At 69.4% G+C, this 18,991-nt stretch carries 15 protein-coding genes; 9 read left to right on the top strand and 6 right to left on the bottom strand.

The features are described from left to right. Window positions 1-79: 79 nt before the first annotated feature. Both queC and A37E_RS0108740 read right to left on the bottom strand, forming a co-directional pair. Window positions 80-796, bottom strand: a complete 717-nt coding sequence (queC, locus tag A37E_RS0108745; RefSeq protein ID WP_029556248.1) for a 7-cyano-7-deazaguanine synthase QueC — start codon at window positions 794-796, stop codon at window positions 80-82. 30 nt (window positions 797-826) lie between these two features. Next, window positions 827-1,126, bottom strand: coding sequence for a BolA family protein (locus A37E_RS0108740; protein ID WP_029556247.1), 300 nt, complete (start codon window positions 1,124-1,126; stop codon window positions 827-829). A gap of 241 nt (window positions 1,127-1,367) precedes the next feature. Between A37E_RS0108740 and A37E_RS0108735 the strand changes: the two genes are divergently transcribed. From A37E_RS0108735 to A37E_RS0108720, 4 genes are all read left to right on the top strand, one after another. Next, complete coding sequence (locus A37E_RS0108735) at window positions 1,368-1,979, top strand: J domain-containing protein (RefSeq protein WP_024276620.1); 612 nt, start codon at window positions 1,368-1,370, stop codon at window positions 1,977-1,979. Between the two features lie 103 nt (window positions 1,980-2,082). Continuing rightward, complete coding sequence (gene cobS, locus A37E_RS0108730; protein ID WP_029556246.1) at window positions 2,083-3,066, top strand: cobaltochelatase subunit CobS; 984 nt, start codon at window positions 2,083-2,085, stop codon at window positions 3,064-3,066. Window positions 3,067-3,171: 105 nt separating this feature from the next. Continuing rightward, a complete protein-coding gene (gene cobT / locus A37E_RS0108725) occupies window positions 3,172-5,070 on the top strand; it encodes a cobaltochelatase subunit CobT (RefSeq protein WP_029556245.1) in 1,899 nt (632 codons plus the stop codon). Beyond that, the gene (locus A37E_RS0108720; protein ID WP_051678890.1) at window positions 5,067-6,080 is read left to right on the top strand and encodes an esterase-like activity of phytase family protein; all 1,014 of its coding nucleotides are present in this window, start codon (window positions 5,067-5,069) and stop codon (window positions 6,078-6,080) included. Before cobT ends, A37E_RS0108720 begins: the two co-directional genes overlap by 4 nt. 21 nt (window positions 6,081-6,101) lie before the next feature. Here the strand turns inward: A37E_RS0108720 and lysA are convergent, their stop codons facing one another. The 3 genes from lysA to argH form a co-directional block, all read right to left on the bottom strand. Next, a complete protein-coding gene (gene lysA / locus A37E_RS0108715) occupies window positions 6,102-7,370 on the bottom strand; it encodes a diaminopimelate decarboxylase (protein WP_029556243.1) in 1,269 nt (422 codons plus the stop codon). Between the two features lie 125 nt (window positions 7,371-7,495). Beyond that, complete coding sequence (locus tag A37E_RS0108710) at window positions 7,496-7,810, bottom strand: lipoprotein (RefSeq protein ID WP_155982181.1); 315 nt, start codon at window positions 7,808-7,810, stop codon at window positions 7,496-7,498. Window positions 7,811-7,908: 98 nt separating this feature from the next. After that, window positions 7,909-9,306: an argininosuccinate lyase gene (gene argH / locus A37E_RS0108705; protein ID WP_029556241.1), complete on the bottom strand. Its 1,398-nt coding sequence runs from the start codon at window positions 9,304-9,306 to the stop codon at window positions 7,909-7,911. A gap of 16 nt (window positions 9,307-9,322) precedes the next feature. Between argH and A37E_RS0108700 the strand changes: the two genes are divergently transcribed. The 5 genes from A37E_RS0108700 to A37E_RS0108675 all read left to right on the top strand — a co-directional run bounded on the left by A37E_RS0108700 (window position 9,323) and on the right by A37E_RS0108675 (window position 17,108). After that, a complete protein-coding gene (locus A37E_RS0108700) occupies window positions 9,323-10,153 on the top strand; it encodes a TlpA disulfide reductase family protein (protein ID WP_081837520.1) in 831 nt (276 codons plus the stop codon). A 277-nt stretch (window positions 10,154-10,430) separates the two neighbouring features. Further along, window positions 10,431-11,633 (top strand): UDP-N-acetylglucosamine 2-epimerase (non-hydrolyzing), encoded by a 1,203-nt coding sequence (gene wecB, locus A37E_RS0108695; protein ID WP_029556239.1) that lies wholly within the window; start codon window positions 10,431-10,433, stop codon window positions 11,631-11,633. Window position 11,634: 1 nt separating this feature from the next. Further along, window positions 11,635-13,983, top strand: a complete 2,349-nt coding sequence (locus A37E_RS27615) for a cellulose biosynthesis cyclic di-GMP-binding regulatory protein BcsB (protein ID WP_051678888.1) — start codon at window positions 11,635-11,637, stop codon at window positions 13,981-13,983. A 19-nt stretch (window positions 13,984-14,002) separates the two neighbouring features. After that, on the top strand, window positions 14,003-16,123 hold the full coding sequence (locus A37E_RS0108685) for a glycosyl transferase family protein (protein WP_029556237.1): 2,121 nt from the start codon (window positions 14,003-14,005) through the stop codon (window positions 16,121-16,123). Window positions 16,124-16,214: 91 nt separating this feature from the next. Next, on the top strand, window positions 16,215-17,108 hold the full coding sequence (locus A37E_RS0108675) for a hypothetical protein (protein ID WP_245279294.1): 894 nt from the start codon (window positions 16,215-16,217) through the stop codon (window positions 17,106-17,108). Window positions 17,109-17,239: 131 nt separating this feature from the next. Here the strand turns inward: A37E_RS0108675 and purH are convergent, their stop codons facing one another. Next, entirely contained in the window at window positions 17,240-18,829 is a 1,590-nt protein-coding gene (gene purH, locus A37E_RS0108670) for a bifunctional phosphoribosylaminoimidazolecarboxamide formyltransferase/IMP cyclohydrolase (RefSeq protein WP_029556235.1), read from the bottom strand. Window positions 18,830-18,991 lie beyond the last annotated feature (162 nt).

Raw genomic sequence — 18,991 nt, 5'->3', positions numbered from 1 at the left:
CGCAACGCGGCGGCTATTTGGTGGCGGCTCGGCTTGTTTTCCTGCGTTTTCCAAGGCTCGGCGGCCATTTAGGGGCCATTCAGCCGGCGCTGTAGCGTGCAAATCCATCCGCCCGCAACCTGCAGGCGGGGCATTCGCCGCAGCCATAGCCCCAGGCGTGGCGGTGGCCGCGGTCGCCGAGATAGCAGGTGTGGGTCTCCTCGACGATGAGATCCACCAGCGGACGGCCCCCCAGATGCTCGGCGAGGCGCCAGGTCTCGGCCTTGTCGATCCACATGAGCGGCGTGTGGAGGACGAAGCGCTTCTCCATGCCGAGGTTCAGGGCCACCTGCATGGCCTTGATGGTGTCGTCCCGGCAGTCGGGATAGCCGGAGAAGTCCGTCTCGCACATGCCGCCGACGATGTGGCGGAGCCCCCGGCGATAGGCGAGGGCGGCGGCGAAGGTGAGGAAGACGAGGTTGCGGCCGGGCACGAAGGTGTTCGGCAGGCCGTTCGCCTCCATGTGGACGGCGACGTCGCGGGTCAGGGCCGTGTCGGAGATCTGGCCGAGCACGGGCAGGTCCAGCACGTGGTCGGCATCGAGCCGGGCGGCCCACAGCGGGTTGAGGGCGCGGAAGGCGGCGCGCAGCACCGGGCGGCGCTCCAGTTCCACCGCGTGGCGCTGGCCGTAGTCGAAGCCCAGGGTCTCCACCCGACCGAAGCGCTCCAGCGCATAGGCGAGGCAGGTGGCGGAATCCTGCCCGCCGGAGAAGAGGACCAGCGCGCCCTCTTCCCGATGCAACGCGGCCTCAGCCATGCGCAGGCGACCCCTTTACCGAAGTCAGGCTCATTCGCCGGGAGCCTTGGCCTCGATGGCGAGGGCGTGCAGACCGCGCGCGATCTCGCCTTCCAGCAGGCCGTTGACGATGCGGTGCCGCTCCACCCGGCTCTTGCCGGTGAAGCTCGGGGAGACCACCCGCACCCTGAGGTGGGTGATGCCGCCATCGCCGCGATTGGCGCCCTTGTGATCATGCATCACGCCGGCGTGGCCGGCATGCTTGTGGCTCTCGTCCTCAAGCTCGAGGGCGAGGGGGCTGAGGCCGGCTTCGAGCGTCTGGCGGATGTCGGAAAGGGAAGAGTGGGACATGATGAAAAGGCTTCTGTGAAAAGGAATGGACCGAAGAAAGCGGCCGGTTATGGCGCTCCCGCGTGGGCGGCATTATATGGGGCTTGTCGCGGCCTGCCACCCTCGGTCACGATGAGGCCGGCTCAGCCGCTTCCGCTCCCGACGTCACATCCCCCGCTACCCCTGTGGCATGGCGCTTTCTCCACGCGCTGCACCGCAATTCCTTGCCGCGCCGCGGAACGACGCACATAATCGATCGGCCATGAAATTCGACTCCCCCCTTTTCGACCGCATCCGGGTCAAGCCCGCCGACGACCGGCATCGCCCCCGGCTGTCGCTGACGGGCTGCCAGTGGCCGGGCTGCACGGCGGAGGGCACGCACAAGGCGCCCAAGGGGCGGCATCAGGAAGGCCAGTACTGGTCCTACTGCCTCGACCATGTGAAGGCGTACAACCAGTCCTACAACTATTTCTCGGGCATGACCGACGACGCGGTGTATGCCTACCAGAAGGACGCGCTGACCGGCCATCGCCCCACCTGGAAGATGGGCATGAAGGGCGCCAGCGGCCGCCGGCCGGGCGCGGATACCGGCGACGGCATGCGCGATCCCTTCGGCTTTACCGCGGAGATGGGCGGCACCTTCCGGGCCGACCGGCCGGAGCCGGACGGCAAGATCGTGCGCACCGCGGAGCGGCGGGCGCTGGAGGTGATGGGCCTCGAAATGTCGGCCAGCGCGGTCGAGATCAAGGCCCGCTACAAGGAACTGGTGAAGCTGCACCACCCCGACGCGAACGGCGGCGACCGTTCCTCGGAGGACCGCCTGCGCAGCGTCATCCAGGCCTACAACAGCCTCAAGCAGGCAGGTTTCTGCTGAGCGGTCCTCAGGATCGCCGGCGACGCGGAGGCGGCTCCTCGGACCGCGCCGTGATGGATACGGACACGAAATGGGGCGCGCGGGGCGCGCCGACGGAGGAGTTATGAGCGGTTTGGAGACCACTGCCCCGATGCCGGACATGAAGGTGTCGGTTCGCCAGACGTTCGGCATCGATATCGACATGGAGGTTCCGGCCTACTCCGAAGCCGACTCCCACGTCCCCGAGCTGGACCCGGATTACCTGTTCGACCGGCCGACCACCCTGGCCATCCTGGCCGGCTTTGCGCGCAACCGTCGCGTGATGGTCACCGGATACCATGGCACCGGCAAGTCCACCCATATCGAGCAGGTGGCGGCGCGGCTGAACTGGCCGTGCGTGCGCATCAACCTCGACAGCCACATCTCGCGCATCGACCTCATCGGCAAGGATGCGATCGTGGTGAAGGACGGCCTGCAGGTCACCGAATTCCGCGACGGCATCCTGCCCTGGGCCTACCAGAACAACGTCGCCCTCGTGTTCGACGAATATGACGCCGGCCGCCCGGACGTGATGTTCGTGATCCAGCGTGTGCTGGAATCCTCCGGCCGCCTGACCCTGCTCGACCAGAGCCGGGTGATCCGCCCCCACCCCGCGTTCCGCCTGTTCGCCACCGCCAACACCATCGGCCTCGGCGACACCACCGGCCTCTATCACGGCACCCAGCAGATCAACCAGGCGCAGATGGACCGCTGGTCCATCGTCACCTCGCTGAACTATCTCGCCCACGACAAGGAAGTGGACATCGTCCTCGCCAAGGCGAAGCATTTCCAGAACGTGGAAGGCCGCGACACGGTGAACCGCATGGTCCGCCTCGCCGACCTCACCCGGCAGGCGTTCATGAACGGCGATCTCTCCACCGTCATGAGCCCGCGCACGGTCATCACCTGGGCCGAGAATGCGGACATCTTCCGCGATATCGCCTTCGCCCTGCGCGTGACCTTCCTCAACAAGTGCGACGAGCTGGAGCGCCCGCTGGTGGCGGAGTTCTACCAGCGCTGCTTCGGCCAGGAGCTGGCCGAGAGCACGGTGAACGTCGCTCTGTCCTGAACCGGTGCGGCTTAGCCGCGCCCATTGAACAGGCTGCGCCATGGCGCAGCCTGTCGCCCCGCAAGAAGCGCCTCAAACGGCGCAAGAGCCGAAGAAGCACGCGCCATGGCCACCAACCGCACCACCGGCAAGGCCCCCAAGGAAGCGCCGTCCGAGCCGTTCAAGCGCGCCGTCACCGGCTGCTTCAAGGCCATCGCCGGCGTCTCCGAGTTCGAGGTGTCCTTCGCCTCCGAGCGTCCGGCGCTCGGCCCGGACCGGGTGCGCCTGCCCGAGCCGCCGCGCCGCTTCACCCTCCAGGACGCCGCCATCGTGCGCGGCCATGCGGATTCCCTCGCCTTGCGCCGCGCCTGTCACGACCCCGGCGTCCATCGCAAGATGCTGCCCCAGGGCGAAGTCGCCCGCGGCGTGTTCGAGGCGGTCGAGCAGGCGCGGGTGGAGGCCATCGGCGGCAACCGCATGCCGGGCGTGAAGCGCAATCTCGCGGCCATGCTGCAGGACCGCTACCACCGCGCCAATTTCGCCGACATCACCGAGCGCTCCGAGGCCCCCATCGCCGACGCGGTGGCGCTGATGGTGCGCGAGCGCCTGACCGGGGAGCCCCCGCCCCCCGATGCCCGGCGCGTGGTGGACCTCTGGCGCCCCTTCATCGAGGAGCGGGCCGAGGGCGACCTCGCGCGGCTCATCGACAGCATCGAGAACCAGAAGAAGTTCGGCGAGATCGCCCGCGATCTCCTCGCCTCCCTCGACATGGGCGAGGAAAGCGGCCTCGACACCGAGCAGGAGCCCGAGGAGAACGAGAACGAGGGCGGCGCCGACGAGCAGGGCGGCGAGAACGGCGAAAGCCGCGAGGACGACAGCCAGCAGGGCGCCACCGAGATGGAGGCCGAGCTCTCCGAGGAGGAGATGCCCGACTCCGCCGCCCAGAGCGAGGCCGCGCCCCCCGCCGACGTGCCCGACGGCACCGAGATGGGCGACAGCGAGGAGCCGGCCGAGCCGTGGTCGCCGCGTCCGCCGATGACGCACGACAATCGCGGGCCGGAATACCACGCCTTCACCACCAAGTTCGACGAAGAGACCTCGGCCGAGGATCTCTGCGATCCCGAGGAGCTGACGCGCCTCAGGTCCTATCTCGACAAGCAGCTGGCCCATCTCCAGGGCGTAGTGGCGCGCCTCGCCAACCGCCTCCAGCGCAAGCTGCTGGCGCAGCAGAACCGCGCCTGGGAATTCGACCTCGAAGAGGGCGTGCTCGATCCCGCGCGCCTGCCGCGGGTCATCATGGACCCCATGGCGGCGCTGTCCTTCAAGCGGGAGCGGGACACCGACTTCCGCGACACGGTGGTGACGCTGCTCATCGACAATTCCGGCTCCATGCGCGGCCGGCCCATCACGGTGGCCGCCACCTGCGCCGATATCCTCGCCCGCACGCTGGAGCGCTGCGGCGTGAAGGTGGAGGTGCTGGGCTTCACCACCCGCGCCTGGAAGGGCGGCCAGTCCCGCGAGGCCTGGCTCGCCGCCGGCAAGCCCGCCACCCCCGGCCGCCTCAACGATCTCAGGCACATCATCTACAAGTCGGCCGACGCTCCCTGGCGCCGGGCGCGCCGCAACCTCGGCCTGATGATGCGCGAGGGCCTCCTCAAGGAAAACATCGACGGCGAGGCGCTGGACTGGGCGCACAAGCGCCTGCTGGCCCGCACCGAGGCGCGGCGCATCCTGATGATGATTTCCGACGGCGCGCCGGTGGACGATTCCACGCTGTCGGTGAACGCCGGCAATTATCTGGAGCGGCACCTCCGCCACATCATCACCGAGATCGAGACTCGCTCCCCGGTGGAGCTGATCGCCATCGGCATCGGCCACGACGTGACGCGCTACTACCGTCGCGCCGTCACCATCGTGGACGCCGAGGAGCTGGGCGGGGTGATGACCGAGAAGCTCGCCGAGCTGTTCGAGGAAACCCCCGGTGGTGGCGGCAAGGGGGCGTCGCGGGGCGGCCGCCTGCATTGAAGCGGGGCCTGCGCGCATTAGGCATTGTCGCCGCCGGGGTTCTCGGCGGCGCACTGCTGTTCAATCTCGCCTTCTCCAAGCCGGGCGCGCTGCCGCCCGAGCCGGTGGCCATCACGGTCACGGCGCAGCCCGTCGCCACCTTCAAGCGGGGGGACGAGCTGACCCAGTTCGGCCCGTTGCGGTTCCTTGGCGGGCTGGTGCTGACCTCGCCCTTTCCCGGCTTCGGCGGCATCTCCGGCTTCGCGCTGGAGCAGGACGGGCACTTCCTCGCCATCACCGATGCCGGCCTGTTCCTCTCCGGTCGCCTCGTGACGGAGAATGACCGCCCCACCGGCCTCGCCGACGTCAAGGCCGCGGCCTTGCTCGATGCCGATGGCAAGGTGCAGGCCGAAAACGCCCGCGAGGATGTGGAATCCGTCACCCTCGCGCCCGATGCCGCCTATGTGGCGATGGAGACCATCAACGAAATCTGGCGCTATCCGCGCGATGCCCTCGGCAAGCGCGGCACGCTGGTGCCGGCGCCAGCCATCAAGGGGCTGAGGCGCAATACCGGCCTCGAAAGCCTCGCCTTCATGCCCTCCGGCCCGCTCAAGGGCGCGCTCATCGCCATCGGGGAAGAGGGGGCGAAGAAGGCGGACGACCTGCCCGGCTTCATCATCGGTGGCCCCGCGCCCGGCACCTTCACCGTGACCAAGAGCGGTCCGTTCGATGCCACCGACCTCGCGCTGGGGCCGGACGGCAATTTCTACCTTCTGGAGCGCCACTATACGCCGCTCGAAGGCGTCAACATGCAGCTCCGCCGCTTCCCGGCCAGCGAGGTGAAGCCGGGGGCGCGCATCACCGGCGAGGTGCTGGGCCGCTTCGATATGGGCTACGAGATCGACAACATGGAAGGCCTCGGCGTCACCCGCAGCGCCGCCGGCGAGATCCTGCTGACCATGATTTCCGACGACAATTTCAGCCCGCTCCAGCGCACCATCCTGCTGCGCTTCGCGGTGTCGGGGGACTGAGGCGCGGCTGATCGCGCCGGCTCAATCCAGCCAGGGGGCCGGGCGGTCGAGGGCGATCAGCGCCGCGGGATCGACCCGCGGGCGGACCACCGCCGCTTGGGGTCCACGCACCAGCACCTCAGGGACGAGGGCGCGGGTGTTGTAGGTGCCGGACTGCACGGCGCCATAGGCGCCCGCCGTCATCACTGCCAGCAGGTCGCCGGGCTTCACCTCCGGCAGCGGCCGGTCGAGGGCGAGGAAATCGCCCGTCTCGCACACCGGGCCGACCACGTCGGCGATCACCAGGGCGGCGCCGGCCGCCGGCTCGGCCACCGGCACGATGTCGTGGTGGGCCTCGTAGAGGGTGGGGCGGATGAGGTCGTTCATGGCGGCGTCCACCACCACGAAGGTCTTGCCCTCGCCCTTCTTCACATAGATCACGCGGGTGACGAGGATGCCGGCGTTGGCCACCAGCATCCGTCCCATCTCGAACACCAGCGGCAGCTTCAGGTCGCCGAGCGCCCGCCCGATCACTTCGGCATAAGCGGCGGGGGAGGGCGGTACCGGGTCGGAGGCGGCATAGGGCACGCCGAGTCCGCCGCCGAGGTCCATGTGGTGCAGCCGGTGGCCAGCGGCCATGAGGTCGCGCGCCAGCTCGGCCAGCAGCGTCACCGCGTTCTCGAACGGCGCCATGTCGGTGATCTGGCTGCCGATGTGCATGTCCACGCCGGATATGGCGAGGCCGGGCAGGCGCGCGGCGTAGTCGTACACGTCCCGCGCGCGGGAGATCGGGATGCCGAACTTGGTGGCCGACTTGCCGGTGGAGATCTTCTTGTGGGTCTTCGCGTCCACGTCCGGATTGACGCGGATGGAGACCGGCGCCGTCACGCCCTTGGATAGGGCGACCTGCGACAGGGCATCCAGCTCCGGCTCGCTCTCCACATTGAAGCAGAGGATGCCGGCGTCCAGCGCCTCACCCATTTCCTCCCGCGTCTTGCCGACGCCGGAGAAGACGATGCGCTCGCCCGGCACGCCGGCGGCGCGGGCGCGCATCAGCTCGCCGGAAGAAACGATGTCGGCCCCCGCGCCGAGGCGGGCGAGGGTGGAGATGACCGACTGGTTGGAATTGGCCTTCAGCGCGTAGCACAGCAGCACGTCGCGGTCGGCGAACGCCTCCATGAACACGCGATAGTGCCGCTCCAGCGTGGCGGTGGCGTAGCAATAGAAGGGCGTGCCCACCTCGGCGGCGAGGGACGTGAGGTCCACGTCCTCGGCATGGAGGCGGCCGTTGCGATAGTCGAAATGATGCATCGGGGCGGCTTGTCGGAGGCTCGTTCTGCGCGCCCGGCCGGGGTGGCGCCGTCAGGCGGGCGCCGGGGAGCGAGGAAGGGGTTCTTGTACGGAAGGCCGTTCAGCGCGGCCTTCGGGCCTGCGGATCAGAGCAGGCCGTCGATGAGGAGCGGCTGGTCAGGGCGGTCGATGCCCTTCAGCAGCTTGTCCGAGCTGCTGGAGGAGCCGGAGGTCTTTTTCTTCTCCCAGGAGGCGTGCGGAACCGCGCTCTCGTTGAACTCCGCCGCCGTCTTGGGTGGTGTGTAGGAACTGCTGGAATCCGCCGCAGCCGTGGCCGTGGCGGGCTTCGGCGGGGGGGCCGCCGCATGGGCGCCGGGCGGGGGCTCCAACGGACCCTTCACGCCGCACGCCGCGAGGGCGAGGGTGCCGCAGAGGGCCATCAGGGTCGCAAGGGTTCGCATCTTCGTCCGTGCCATTGGCATCAAGGTCGGCGCCACTATAGCCCGCGCTGCGGCAAAGGCGAGCCCCCGGGCTGGCCGGGGGCTCCATCCGGCCGGCATCAGGTCGCGTCCGGGGCCGCCCCGAGGCGCTTCAGCCAGCGCCGCGCCTGGGCGCGCACGCGCTGCGGCGCGGTGCCGCCATAGCTGGTGCGGCTGCGCACCGAGCGCACCACGGACAGCACGGAGAAGACGTCGCCGGTGATGCGCTTGTCCACCGCCTGCATGTCCTCGAGCGGCACCTTGTGCAGCGCAATGCCGCGGTCGGAGGCCAGCGCCACGATGCGCCCGGTAATGTGGTGCGCCTCGCGGAACGGAATGTTCAGCGCCCGGACCAGCCAGTCGGCGAGGTCGGTGGCGGTGGAATAGCCCTGGCCGGCGGCCGTGGCCATGCGCTTCTCGTCCGGCGACAGGTCGCGGACCATGCCGGCGGTGGCGGCGATCACCAGGGAGAGGGCCGAGAAGGCATCGAACGCGCCTTCCTTGTCCTCCTGCATGTCCTTGGCATAGGCCAAAGGCAGGCCCTTCATCACCACGAGGATGCCGGTGAGCGCGCCGATGATGCGCCCGGCCTTGGCGCGCACCAGCTCGGCGGCGTCGGGATTGCGCTTCTGCGGCATGATGGACGAACCGGTGGTGAAGGCATCCGACAGCTTCACCAGCGCGAAGGACGGCGAGGTCCAGATCACCACCTCTTCGGCGAAGCGCGAGAGGTGGATGGCGCAGATGGACGCGGCCGAGAGGGTCTCCATCACGAAATCGCGGTCGGAGACGGCATCGAGCGAGTTGGCGGTGGGCCGGTCGAAGCCGAGCGCCGCCGCCGTCGCCTCGCGGTCGATGGGGAAGGAGGTGCCGGCCAGCGCCGCCGAGCCCAGCGGACATTCGTTGAGGCGCGCCCGCGCGTCGGCGAAGCGGCTGCGGTCGCGCGCCATCATCTCCACATAGGCCATCAGGTGGTGGCCGAAGGTCACCGGCTGGGCGGTCTGGAGATGGGTGAAGCCGGGCATGACCGTGGCCGCATGCGCGAGCGCCTTCTCGGCCAGCGCCCGCTGGAGATCGGCGAGCTGGGCGTCGAGGGCGTCCACCGTGTCGCGCACGTAGAGGCGGAAGTCGGTGGCCACCTGATCGTTGCGCGAGCGGGCGGTGTGCAGGCGCCCGGCCGGGGCGCCGATCAGCTCGGCGAGGCGCGATTCCACGTTCATGTGAATGTCCTCCAGCTCGCGCCGGAAGGAGAACTTGCCCGCCTCGATCTCTGACAGGATCGTGTCTAGACCCTTGGTGATCTTCTGGGCATCTTTCGCCGCCACGATGCCCTGGGCGGCCAGCATGGCCGCATGCGCCTTTGAACCGGCGATATCCTGCGCATAAAGACGCTGGTCGAAGCCGATGGAGGCGTTGATCTCCTCCATGATGGCGTCGGGGGCAGTGCTGAAGCGCCCGCCCCACATCTTGTTGCTCATGACGGACCCTCCGGTGATGACCACTGCCGACGACAACCGCGCGACTGACCCTCAGGACACGGCGACCGGCCCCGCGCCGGGCGCGCCGGTGGCGAGGCGCTCTTCCGCGGTGAGGACGATCGGCGTGGTCGCGCTGGCGACGCTGGCGGGCGCCGTGGCCGGCGCGCTCGCCCTATACGGGATGAACCGCCTCCCCGGCAATGCACCGCAGGGCCAGAGCGTGGCGAGCGTGCCAGCCGCAGCCCCCTCCGGGGCGGCCGCTGACCCCGCCTGCGCCGGTACGGTGGAGCGGGTGCGGGCCTTCGCGCCCCTCGCCAAGGGCGAGCTGGCCGCGATCGCGCTGGCGAGCGAGCCGCGCCGCCTGCCGCCGCTCACCTTCACCGATGCCTCCGGCAAGCCGGTGACGCTGGCGGATTTCAAGGGCCGGGTGGTGCTGCTTAATCTCTGGGCCACCTGGTGCGTGCCCTGCCGCAAGGAGATGCCGGCCCTCGACCATCTGGAAAAGCGGCTGGGCGGCCCGGATTTCGCGGTGGTGGCGGTCAATCTCGATACGCGCGACCCGGACAAGCCGCGCGCCTTCCTCTCCGAGATCGGCGTGAACAGCCTCGCCTTCTATAGCGATCCGGCAACCAAGACCTTCCAGGCCCTGCGCGGGGTGGGTCGCGGCTTCGGCCTGCCAACCACCCTCCTCGTCGATCGGGACGGCTGCGAGATGGCCTATCTGGCGGGTCCTGCCGAATGGGGCGGTGCCGATGCGGAAGCGCTGGTGAAGGCCGCCATCGGCGCCGGCCGGGCGGATGCGGCAGGTTCCAGCTCGGCAAGTTCCAACTCGGCAGCTTCCCGCTGAGCTGACGCTTGGCGGAATAAGATACCTGCCACGACGGGGTCGCTGCGTTCCAATCTGCGAAAATATCGTCTCGCTTAAAGCTCTTGCAACCTTCAGGTGGCAGAGTTCTCTGCAACCAGGGGGATGGGGAAGCTGGGCGCTGCCGGGGCGACGGTGCGGCGCTGCCGTTTACCTTTCTTTCACTCCTTTTTCATTTGCGCGAAAAGAGCTGGTATATCTTGCTCTTGACAGCACGCCTGTGCGCGTTCATTCGAAGTCGAATCACCGGTGGCGACCATTGAAAATATTGTCGATTTTCGGAACGCGCCCTGAGGCGATCAAGATGGCGCCGGTGGTCCAGGCGCTGGCGCGGGAGCCGGCCATCCAGTCGCTCGTCTGTGTCACCGGCCAGCACCGGGAGATGCTGGATCAGGTTCTCCGCCTCTTCGACCTGACGCCCGACTTCGATCTTGGTCTGATGTCCCACAATCAGGGGTTGAATCGTCTTGCCGGCGGAGCGCTTTGTGCGCTCGACAGCGTGCTTGAGGATGTGAAGCCGGATCGCGTGCTGGTCCATGGCGACACCACCACCGCCATGGCTGCGGCCCTTGCCGCCTTCCATCGCCGCATTCCGGTGGGGCATGTGGAGGCGGGCCTGCGCACCTACCACCTCGGCCAGCCCTTTCCCGAGGAGATGAACCGCCGCGTCGCCGATCTGTGCAGCGACCTCCTGTTCGCGCCCACCCCCGGCTCGCGCGACAATCTTCTGTCGGAGCAGCTCGAGGGGCAGGTCTTCGTGACCGGCAACACGGTGATCGACGCGCTCCAGTCGGTCCAGCGTCGCCTCGACGCCGATCCGGACCTGCGTGCCGCCCTCGACGCTGAACTTCCGCAGCTCGATCCGCGCCGGCCCATCCTTCTGGTGACGGGGCACCGGCGCGAGAATTTCGGCGAGGGGTTCCGCAACATCTGCGAGGCGCTGGACCAGATCGCCGACCGCGGCGATGTGGAGATCGTCTATCCGGTTCACCTCAATCCCAACGTCAAGGGGCCGGTGACGGCGGCGCTCGCCGGCCGGCCCAACGTGCATCTCGTGCCGCCGCTCGATTATCTGCCGTTCCAGCGGCTGATGCAGCGCTCGCACATCGTGCTCACCGATTCCGGCGGCGTGCAGGAAGAGGCGCCCGCGCTGGGCAAGCCCGTCCTCGTCATGCGCGAGATGACGGAGCGGCCGGAGGCGGTGCATGCCGGCACGGTCCAGCTCGTCGGCACAAGCCGCGCCGCCATCGTCAACGCGGTGTCCCGCCTTCTCGACGATCCGGTGGCCTATGCGGCCTACGCCGGACGCATCAACCCCTACGGCGACGGGCAGGCCTGCCGCCGGATCGTGGACTGCATCTGCGGGCGGCCGATGCAGGAATTTTCCCCCCTCCAATCCCCGCCTGCCGCGTCCGCTCCTCGGCGTCCCGCCGGCCTCGACGCCCTGCTCGTGAGAGACTGACATGCGACACCTTGCCTCTTCCATCGCCCCCGGCCGGGCCGCCCGGGGCTTCACTCCCCGGCGCTTTTCCACACTGGCCGCCGCCCTCGTGCTGCCGGTGAGCCTGCTCTCGGCCTGGCCGGCCGCAGCGCAGTCGCGCAACCCGGCGCCGCCGGTGGTCGCCCAGGCCCCTGTCGCCCAGGCCCCCGTTGCCCAGCAGCCGGCTTATGTGGCGCCGGCCTATGTGCCGCCGGTGGACCCGATCCTCTCGGCCATCCAGGAGCGGGCGGCGGACACCCGCGTCACGCGGTCCTTCACCCTCGGCGATCTCGGCATCGAGGGGCCGGTGGTGCTGCAGGGCATGGATGCGCGCCGCGACATCTATCTGCCGGTGCCGGCCGGCGTGCCGCTGGAGAATGCCAGCATCGCCGTCGACGGCGAGTATCTGCGGGGCGACGGCGGGCGCACCACCATGGTGCTCTCGGTGGACAGCACGCCGGTGTTCTCGCGGCGCCTCGAAGGCGATAACGGCAGCGCCAGTGCCACCATCTCGGTGGATAATCGGCCGCGGGAGACCGGCTTCGTGCGCTTCGGCACCGCCTGGTCGTCGGTGATCGGCGAGGCGCTGTGCGCCGACGAACGCGGCATCGGCAACGTGCTGAAGCTGCGCCCGTCCACCCGCTTCACCTACAGCTATGACGCCGGGCAGGTGCGCAGCCTCGCCACCGCCTGGAGCGGCATGCCCGGTTCCGGCGCGCTGCTGGTGGCCGGCGGCACCCTCTCCAAGGACACCTACGACACCGCCTGGCGGCTCGGCCTTGCGCTCGAGACCGCCGGCAAGCGCCTTGTCGTGAAGACGCTGCCCTCCATCGGCGACGAGGTGGACCTGACCAACGTCGACGTGCCGGCCTCGCTGCGCGCGGTCGCCCCCTTCTCCAGCTTCGTCGGCGTGAAGAGCTACCGCATCCGCGACGCGTCCGAGATCGGCGCGCTTCTGGTGATGCCCGGCTCCCCGCTCGGCGCCGACGTGGCGGTGGCGGATGTCTCCCTTCTGTCCGGCATCCGCGGCGCGCTCGACGCCCTCGGCGCCCGCCTGGGCACCGCCTCCGGTGCCTTCATGGAATGGCGGGCCAAGGCGGCGAGCCTCGGTTCATCCAGCATCGCCCCGGACGAGGTGAGCCTGCAGTTCCTCGCCGGACGTCCGATCATCGCGGTCGGCGGCGCCGCCGGCGGCAAGGCCACCCAGCTGTTCGACAGCTTCTGGCGGACCTCGCTGGCCACCGGGACCGTGACCATCCGCGCGGTGGATGTGGGGCCGGAGAAGCCTTCCTCCGTGCCGCTGTCCAGCCTTGGCCCGACCGACGGCAACCTCGACGTGCTCGCCCGCGGCGACTGGGTGGTGACGTTCGATCTCGCCGCCGCCACCGGTGGCCGCAGCCTGCCGAGCCGGCTGAACCTCGATGTCGCGGCCGCGCCCGGCGCCTCCTCCTCCGAACCGGTGGTGGCGGTGTTCCTCAACGACGTGCTGCTGGCCGCCAAGCGCCTCGACGCCACCGGCCACCCCGAGCACGTCACGGCCGCCGTGCCGCCCTATGCGCTCGCGGCCCGCAACGTGCTGCGCGTGACCTTCCAGCGCCAGCCGGTGAGCGACCGCTGCCGCGAGACGCCCCAGGCCTTCCCGGTCTCGGTCCTGCCCACCAGCCATTTCGAGCTGGGCGGCGCCGCGCCGGGCGGCGACTTCCTGGGCGTGATCTCGGCCATGGCCTCGGGCGGCAAGCTGCTGGTTCCCGACAGCTATCTCGCCACCGCCAAGGCCAGCCTGCCGCGCGTGGTGCGCGCTGCCGCCGCCGCCGGCATGCCGGCCGGCACCAGCACCTTCGACGTGTCCTCCGTGGGCACGCCGTTCCGCGCCACCGGCGGCTTCCTCGCCCTCGACGTGCCGGTGCAGGGCGTCGCGGTGAAGGCCAAGGTGGACGGCGACCGTCTGATCGTCGGCGCCGACGAGAAGGCCCGCATGCTGGACATCACCGGCCTGAAGAACGTGGCCCTGGTGCAGGCGGTGCGCGGCGACGACGCCCGCGGCATCCTGTGGCAAAGCATCGGGCCCGTGGCCATGACCCCGGCGAAGGCCGTGCGCTTGTCGAAGGGCGACGTGGCCCTGGTGGGCGTCGACGGCACCCTGACCGAGCTCGCCGCCTCCGGCGCCGCCCCGGGCACGGTGCGCGTCGCCGACACCGACGGCCCGGCCGGCACCCTGCAGCGGCTGTGGCAGAATTCGTCGGACTGGGGCCTGCCGCTCGGCATCGGCGCCGCCGCCCTGTTCTTCCTGCTGCTGATCCGCGCCTCGCAAGTGCGCCGCCGCGGCAACTGATCGGATCGGGACCGCCCCCATGGAACTCTATTGGCCCTATCTCCTGGCCGATTACATCCGCTTCGTCGAATACGTGGCGGCCGTGGTGGCGGTCATCATCCTGATCTCGTCGCTCGACGATCTGTTCGTCGATGCCTGGTACTGGGGGCGGCGGATCTACCGCCGCTTCGTCATCGAGCCGTTCATCCGCCCGCTCACCCCGGCCGCGCTCTACCAGAAGGATGAGCAGCCGCTGGCCATCATGATTCCCGCCTGGCTCGAATCCCCCGTGATCGCGGCCATGATCGAGAACATGGTGAGCGTGCTGGACTACCGGCGCTACGTGATCTTCGTCGGCACCTATCCCAACGACCCCGACACCATCGCCGAGGTCGAGCGCATGCGCCGGCGCTACAAGCAGCTGGTGCGGGTGGAGACGCGCAATCCCGGCCCCACCAACAAGGCCGACTGCCTCAACACGGTGGTGCGTGCCATCTTCCAGCACGAGCAGATAACCGGCGTGGAATTCGCGGGTCTGGTGCTGCACGACGCCGAGGACGTGCTGCATCCGCTCGAGCTGCGCTATTTCAGCTATCTCCTGCCGCGCAAGGACCTGATCCAGGTGCCGGTGCTCTCGCTGGAGCGCCACTGGTCGGAGCTGGTGGCCGGCATCTACATGGACGAGTTCGCCGAATGGCACGCCAAGGACCTCGTGGTCCGCGAGAGCGTCGCCGGCTCGGTGCCGTCCGCGGGCGTGGGCACCTGCTTCTCGCGCAAGGCCATGCTGCACCTTCTGTCGGACGGCACGGGGGAGGTGTTCAACACCTCGAGCCTGACCGAGGACTACGACATCAGCGCCCGGCTCTCCGCGGCGCACATGCAGTCCATCATCGCCCGCCTGCCGGTGGAATACGTCGTCAAGCGCGAGAGCCTGTTCGGCTTCGGCGAGCAGAAGGAAATCCTTCTCTCCATGCCGCTGTGCGTGCGCGAGTTCTTCCCCGACACGTTCCGCACCTCCTACCGGCAGAAGGCGCGCTGGTCGCTGGGCATCGCCTTCCAGGGCTGGCGCTCCATGGGCTGGCGCGGCAACTGGGCGACCAAGTACTTCCTGTTCCGTGACCGCAAGGGCATCGTGACCTCGCTGGTGGCGGTGCTGGCCTATGTGGTCGCGGCGCACTTCCTCATTTTCATGGGTGCGGAGAAGCTCGGCCTGCTGCCGGCCCGCTACCCCTCCATCTTCGCCACCGAGACCTGGCTGCTGGCGGTGCTGACCGGCAACGCCGTCGCGTTCGCGCTGCGGTTGTTGCAGCGCTATTATTTCGTCGCCAAGGTCTATGGCTGGGAACAGGGGCTGATGTCCGTTCCCCGGGTGGTGATGGCGAATTTCGTCAACTTCGCTGCCACCGTGCGTGCGTGGAAGCTGTTCATGGGCCACATCTTCCTCGGCCGGAAGATCGTGTGGGACAAGACCACCCACGACTTCCCCGATCAGGCGGAGTTGGGCCAGCAGCGCCAGCGCCTGGGCGAGCTTCTGCTCACCTGGCAGGCGGTGCTGCCGGAGCACGTGGAGGAGGCGCTGTCGCTGCAGGCGGAGCGGCAGCAGCCGCTCGGGCGCATCCTCGTCTCCCGCGGCTGGCTCGACGAGGAGACGCTCGCCGAAGCCATGGCCTTCCAGTCCAACCTGCCGCGCACCGTCGTCACCGAGCAGATGGTGCGGCAGTTCAACGATCTCCTGCCCATCGACCTGATGGTGCGGCGGCGCGTGCTGCCCATCGGGCGCGATCCGGGCGGCCGCCTTATCGTCGCGGTGCCTTCGCCGCTGGGCGACAAGGCGCTTGAGGAACTGCGCCGCGCGGTGGGCGACGAGCCGCTGCAGCGCATCGCCCGCGAGAGCGAGATCAATGACGGCCTGCGCCTGCTGCGTGGCGTCACCGGCAATGCGGACGGCCAGAAGTCGCCGCCGCTGCTCGGCGACCTGCTGCTGGAGAAGGGGCTCATGCGCCGCGAGGCCTTCGAGGCCGCCATGGAGAACTACCGTCCCGACGAGGACGGTCGCATCGGCGAATATCTCGTGCGCTGCGGCGTGGTGACGGAAGAAGCCCTGCGCGCCACCATCCGCGAGCAGGAGCGCCGCGTCGCCGCGTCGCTCGCGCCGGTATGAGCCTCGGCAAGTCCGGCGTGGTCACGTCCGGCGTGGTCAGGTCCGGTCCGGCCAGTCCTGGCCGGGCAACCCTAGCAACAGCGAGATCTTCGTGCCGGCCTTCCCCTCCAGGCACGCCATGGCGCGGCTGAGCCGGCGCGCCGCGCTCGGCCTTGGTGCCGCCGCGGCCGGAACGGGCCTCATTGGCCTCGATCTCGCCCTCGGCGCCCGGTCCCGCCCGCCGGGCGCCCTCATCGACGGCATCGTCTGGCAGGTCCATGGCGGCGCGCTCGATCCCCGCGGCGACTGGGACTTCATCGGCGCGCGCAGCCTGCTGGTGCAATGGCTGGTGGCCGACGGCACCGCCTTCGTGCCGCTGCCGAAGCTCGGCCTCAAGCTCATTCCCGATGCGCCTAACTGGAAGCGCATCGCCCGCGAGCCCTGGGCCAGCCAGATCATCGCCGGGCTCGCCGGCGACTTCTCCGAGCCTCGGGCCCGCGCCAACGTGGTGGAGCTGGGCGCCCTGTCGGCCAAGGTGGCGCGGCAGAAGCTGCCGTTCCGTCCGGCCGGATTCTATTTTCCCGTGGAAGCCGACCCGACCTGGAAGGACGTGGGGCGCATGCGCGAGGCGCTCGCGCCGATCCCGCGCCCGCTCTGGGTGAGCTGCTACGACAATTCAAACGTCGGCCCGGAGGCGCTCGCCGACTGGATCGATCTCTGGCTGCCGCGCGACGTGGGGCTTTTCTTTCAGGACGGCTGCGGCATCTACACCCGCGCGCCGGGAGCGGCCCGCCGCTATGCGGAGGTGATCTCCCAGCGCCTCGGCGCCCGCCGCTTCAAGATCATCGCCGAGGCATTCCGGCCGTCCGGTGACGGCTCGTTCCGCGCGGCCACCGCGGCGGAGCTGCTGCCGCAGCTCAAGGCCTATGAGGGGTTCGAGGTGTTCGTGTTCGACGGCCCGCATTATGTGGACCGCCTCATCGTGCAGCAGCTGATGGCGGGCTGACCGCGCCGCAGGCGAGGGGGCCACCCACAGAGCCCGCGCGGCGATTGAGCGTCAGCCCCCAAAAGAGCTCGCGCGGCGATTGAGCGTAAAAACCCCAAAACTCCCGCGCGGCGCCTGAGCGAAGCCCCGTATCAGTGCCGGAAGTGGCGCACGCCGGTGAAGACCATGGCGAGGCCGGCTTCGTCGGCGGCGGCGATCACCTCGGCGTCGCGCATGGAGCCGCCCGGCTGGATCACCGCCGTGGCGCCCGCCTCCACCGCCGCCAGCAGGCCGTCGGCGAAGGGGAAGAAGGCGTCGGAGGCGACCACCGAGCCCTTGGTGAGCGGCACCGAAAGGCCCGCCGCCTCGGCCGCGTCCAGCGCCTTGCGGGCGGCGATGCGGGCACTGTCCACCCGGCTCATCTGGCCGGCGCCGATGCCCACGGTGGCGAGGTCCTTGGCATAGATGATGGTGTTGGACTTCACGTGCTTCGCCACGCGGAAGGCGAAGCGCATGTCGGTGAGTTCCTGCTCGGTGGGCGCGCGCTTGGTGACGACCTTCAGGTCGAGGTCGTCGGCGCTGGCATTGTCGCGGCCCTGCACGAGCAGGCCGCCGGCGACGGTCTTAACGGTCAGGCCGGGCGCGCGCGGGTCGGGCAGACCGCCGGTGAGGAGCAGGCGCAAATTCTTCTTGGCAGCCACCACGGCGATGGCTTCCTCGGTGGCGTCGGGGGCGACGATCACCTCTGTGAAGATTTCCACCATGGCGCGGGCGGCCTCGGCATCCAGCGTCCGGTTCACGGCGATGATGCCGCCGAAGGCCGACACGGGATCGCAGGCCAGCGCCTTCTTGTAGGCGGCGGCGAGGTCTGCGCCCTCGGCCGCGCCGCAGGGGTTGGCGTGCTTGACGATCACCACCGCCGCCGTGCGGGCGGGATGGAACTCGGCCACCGCCTCGAAGGCGGCGTCGGTGTCGTTGATGTTGTTGTAGGAGAGCTGCTTGCCCTGCACCTGCCGCGCGGTGGCGACGCCGGGACGGATCTCGTCGGAGGCGTAGAAGGCGGCGGACTGGTGCGGGTTCTCGCCGTAGCGCAGCGCCTCGATGAGCTTGCCGCCGAAGGCGCGGAAGGCCGGGGCGTCCTCCTTCAGCTCGCGGGCGAACCAGTTGGAAATGGCCGCGTCATAGGCGGCGGTGCGGGCATAGGCCTTCTGCGCCAGCTTGCGGCGCAAGGCGAGGGTGGTGCCGCCATGCTCGGCGATCTCTTTCAGGACCGCCTCATAGTCCACGGCCTCGACCACGACGGCCACGTCGTTGTGGTTCTTGGCCGCGCCACGGATCATGGAGGGGCCGCCGATGTCGATGTTCTCGATGGTCTCCTCGAAATCCGCCTTGCGGGCGACGGTCGCCTCGAACGGATAGAGGTTCACCACCACGAGATCGATGGGGGCGATGGCGTGCTCGGCGAGGGACGCCTGATGGCCGGCATCGGCACGGATGGCGAGGATGCCGCCGTGGACCTTGGGGTGGAGCGTCTTCACCCGCCCGTCCATCATCTCGGGGAAGCCGGTCAGCTCGCTCACGTCCTTCACCGGCAGGCCGGCATCGGCGATGGCCTTGGCAGTGCCGCCGGTGGAGACCAGCTCCACGCCATGGGCGACGAGCTTGGTCGCGAACGGCACCAGCCCCGTCTTGTCGGACACCGAGAGGAGGGCGCGGGTCACGGGACGGATGTCGGCGGTCATCGATTGGCTCCGGGAAAAGATTGCCGCTCGCCTAGCACCAATGACTGCACATCGCCAGCCGCGCGGGCCGTCTTGCATGCATGGCCGGTATCGGCGGGAGGCATGAGCGGGGGGAAGGCGTCGCCGGCCCCGCTTTTCCTGTCGATGCGCGGCTCCGGCGCG

It is taken from the genome of Xanthobacter sp. 91 (assembly GCF_000702385.1).
GTDB classification, from domain to species: domain Bacteria; phylum Pseudomonadota; class Alphaproteobacteria; order Rhizobiales; family Xanthobacteraceae; genus Xanthobacter; species Xanthobacter aminoxidans.
Note: the sequence above shows the minus strand (reverse complement) of the source record. Positions and strands in the feature narration are given on the sequence as shown.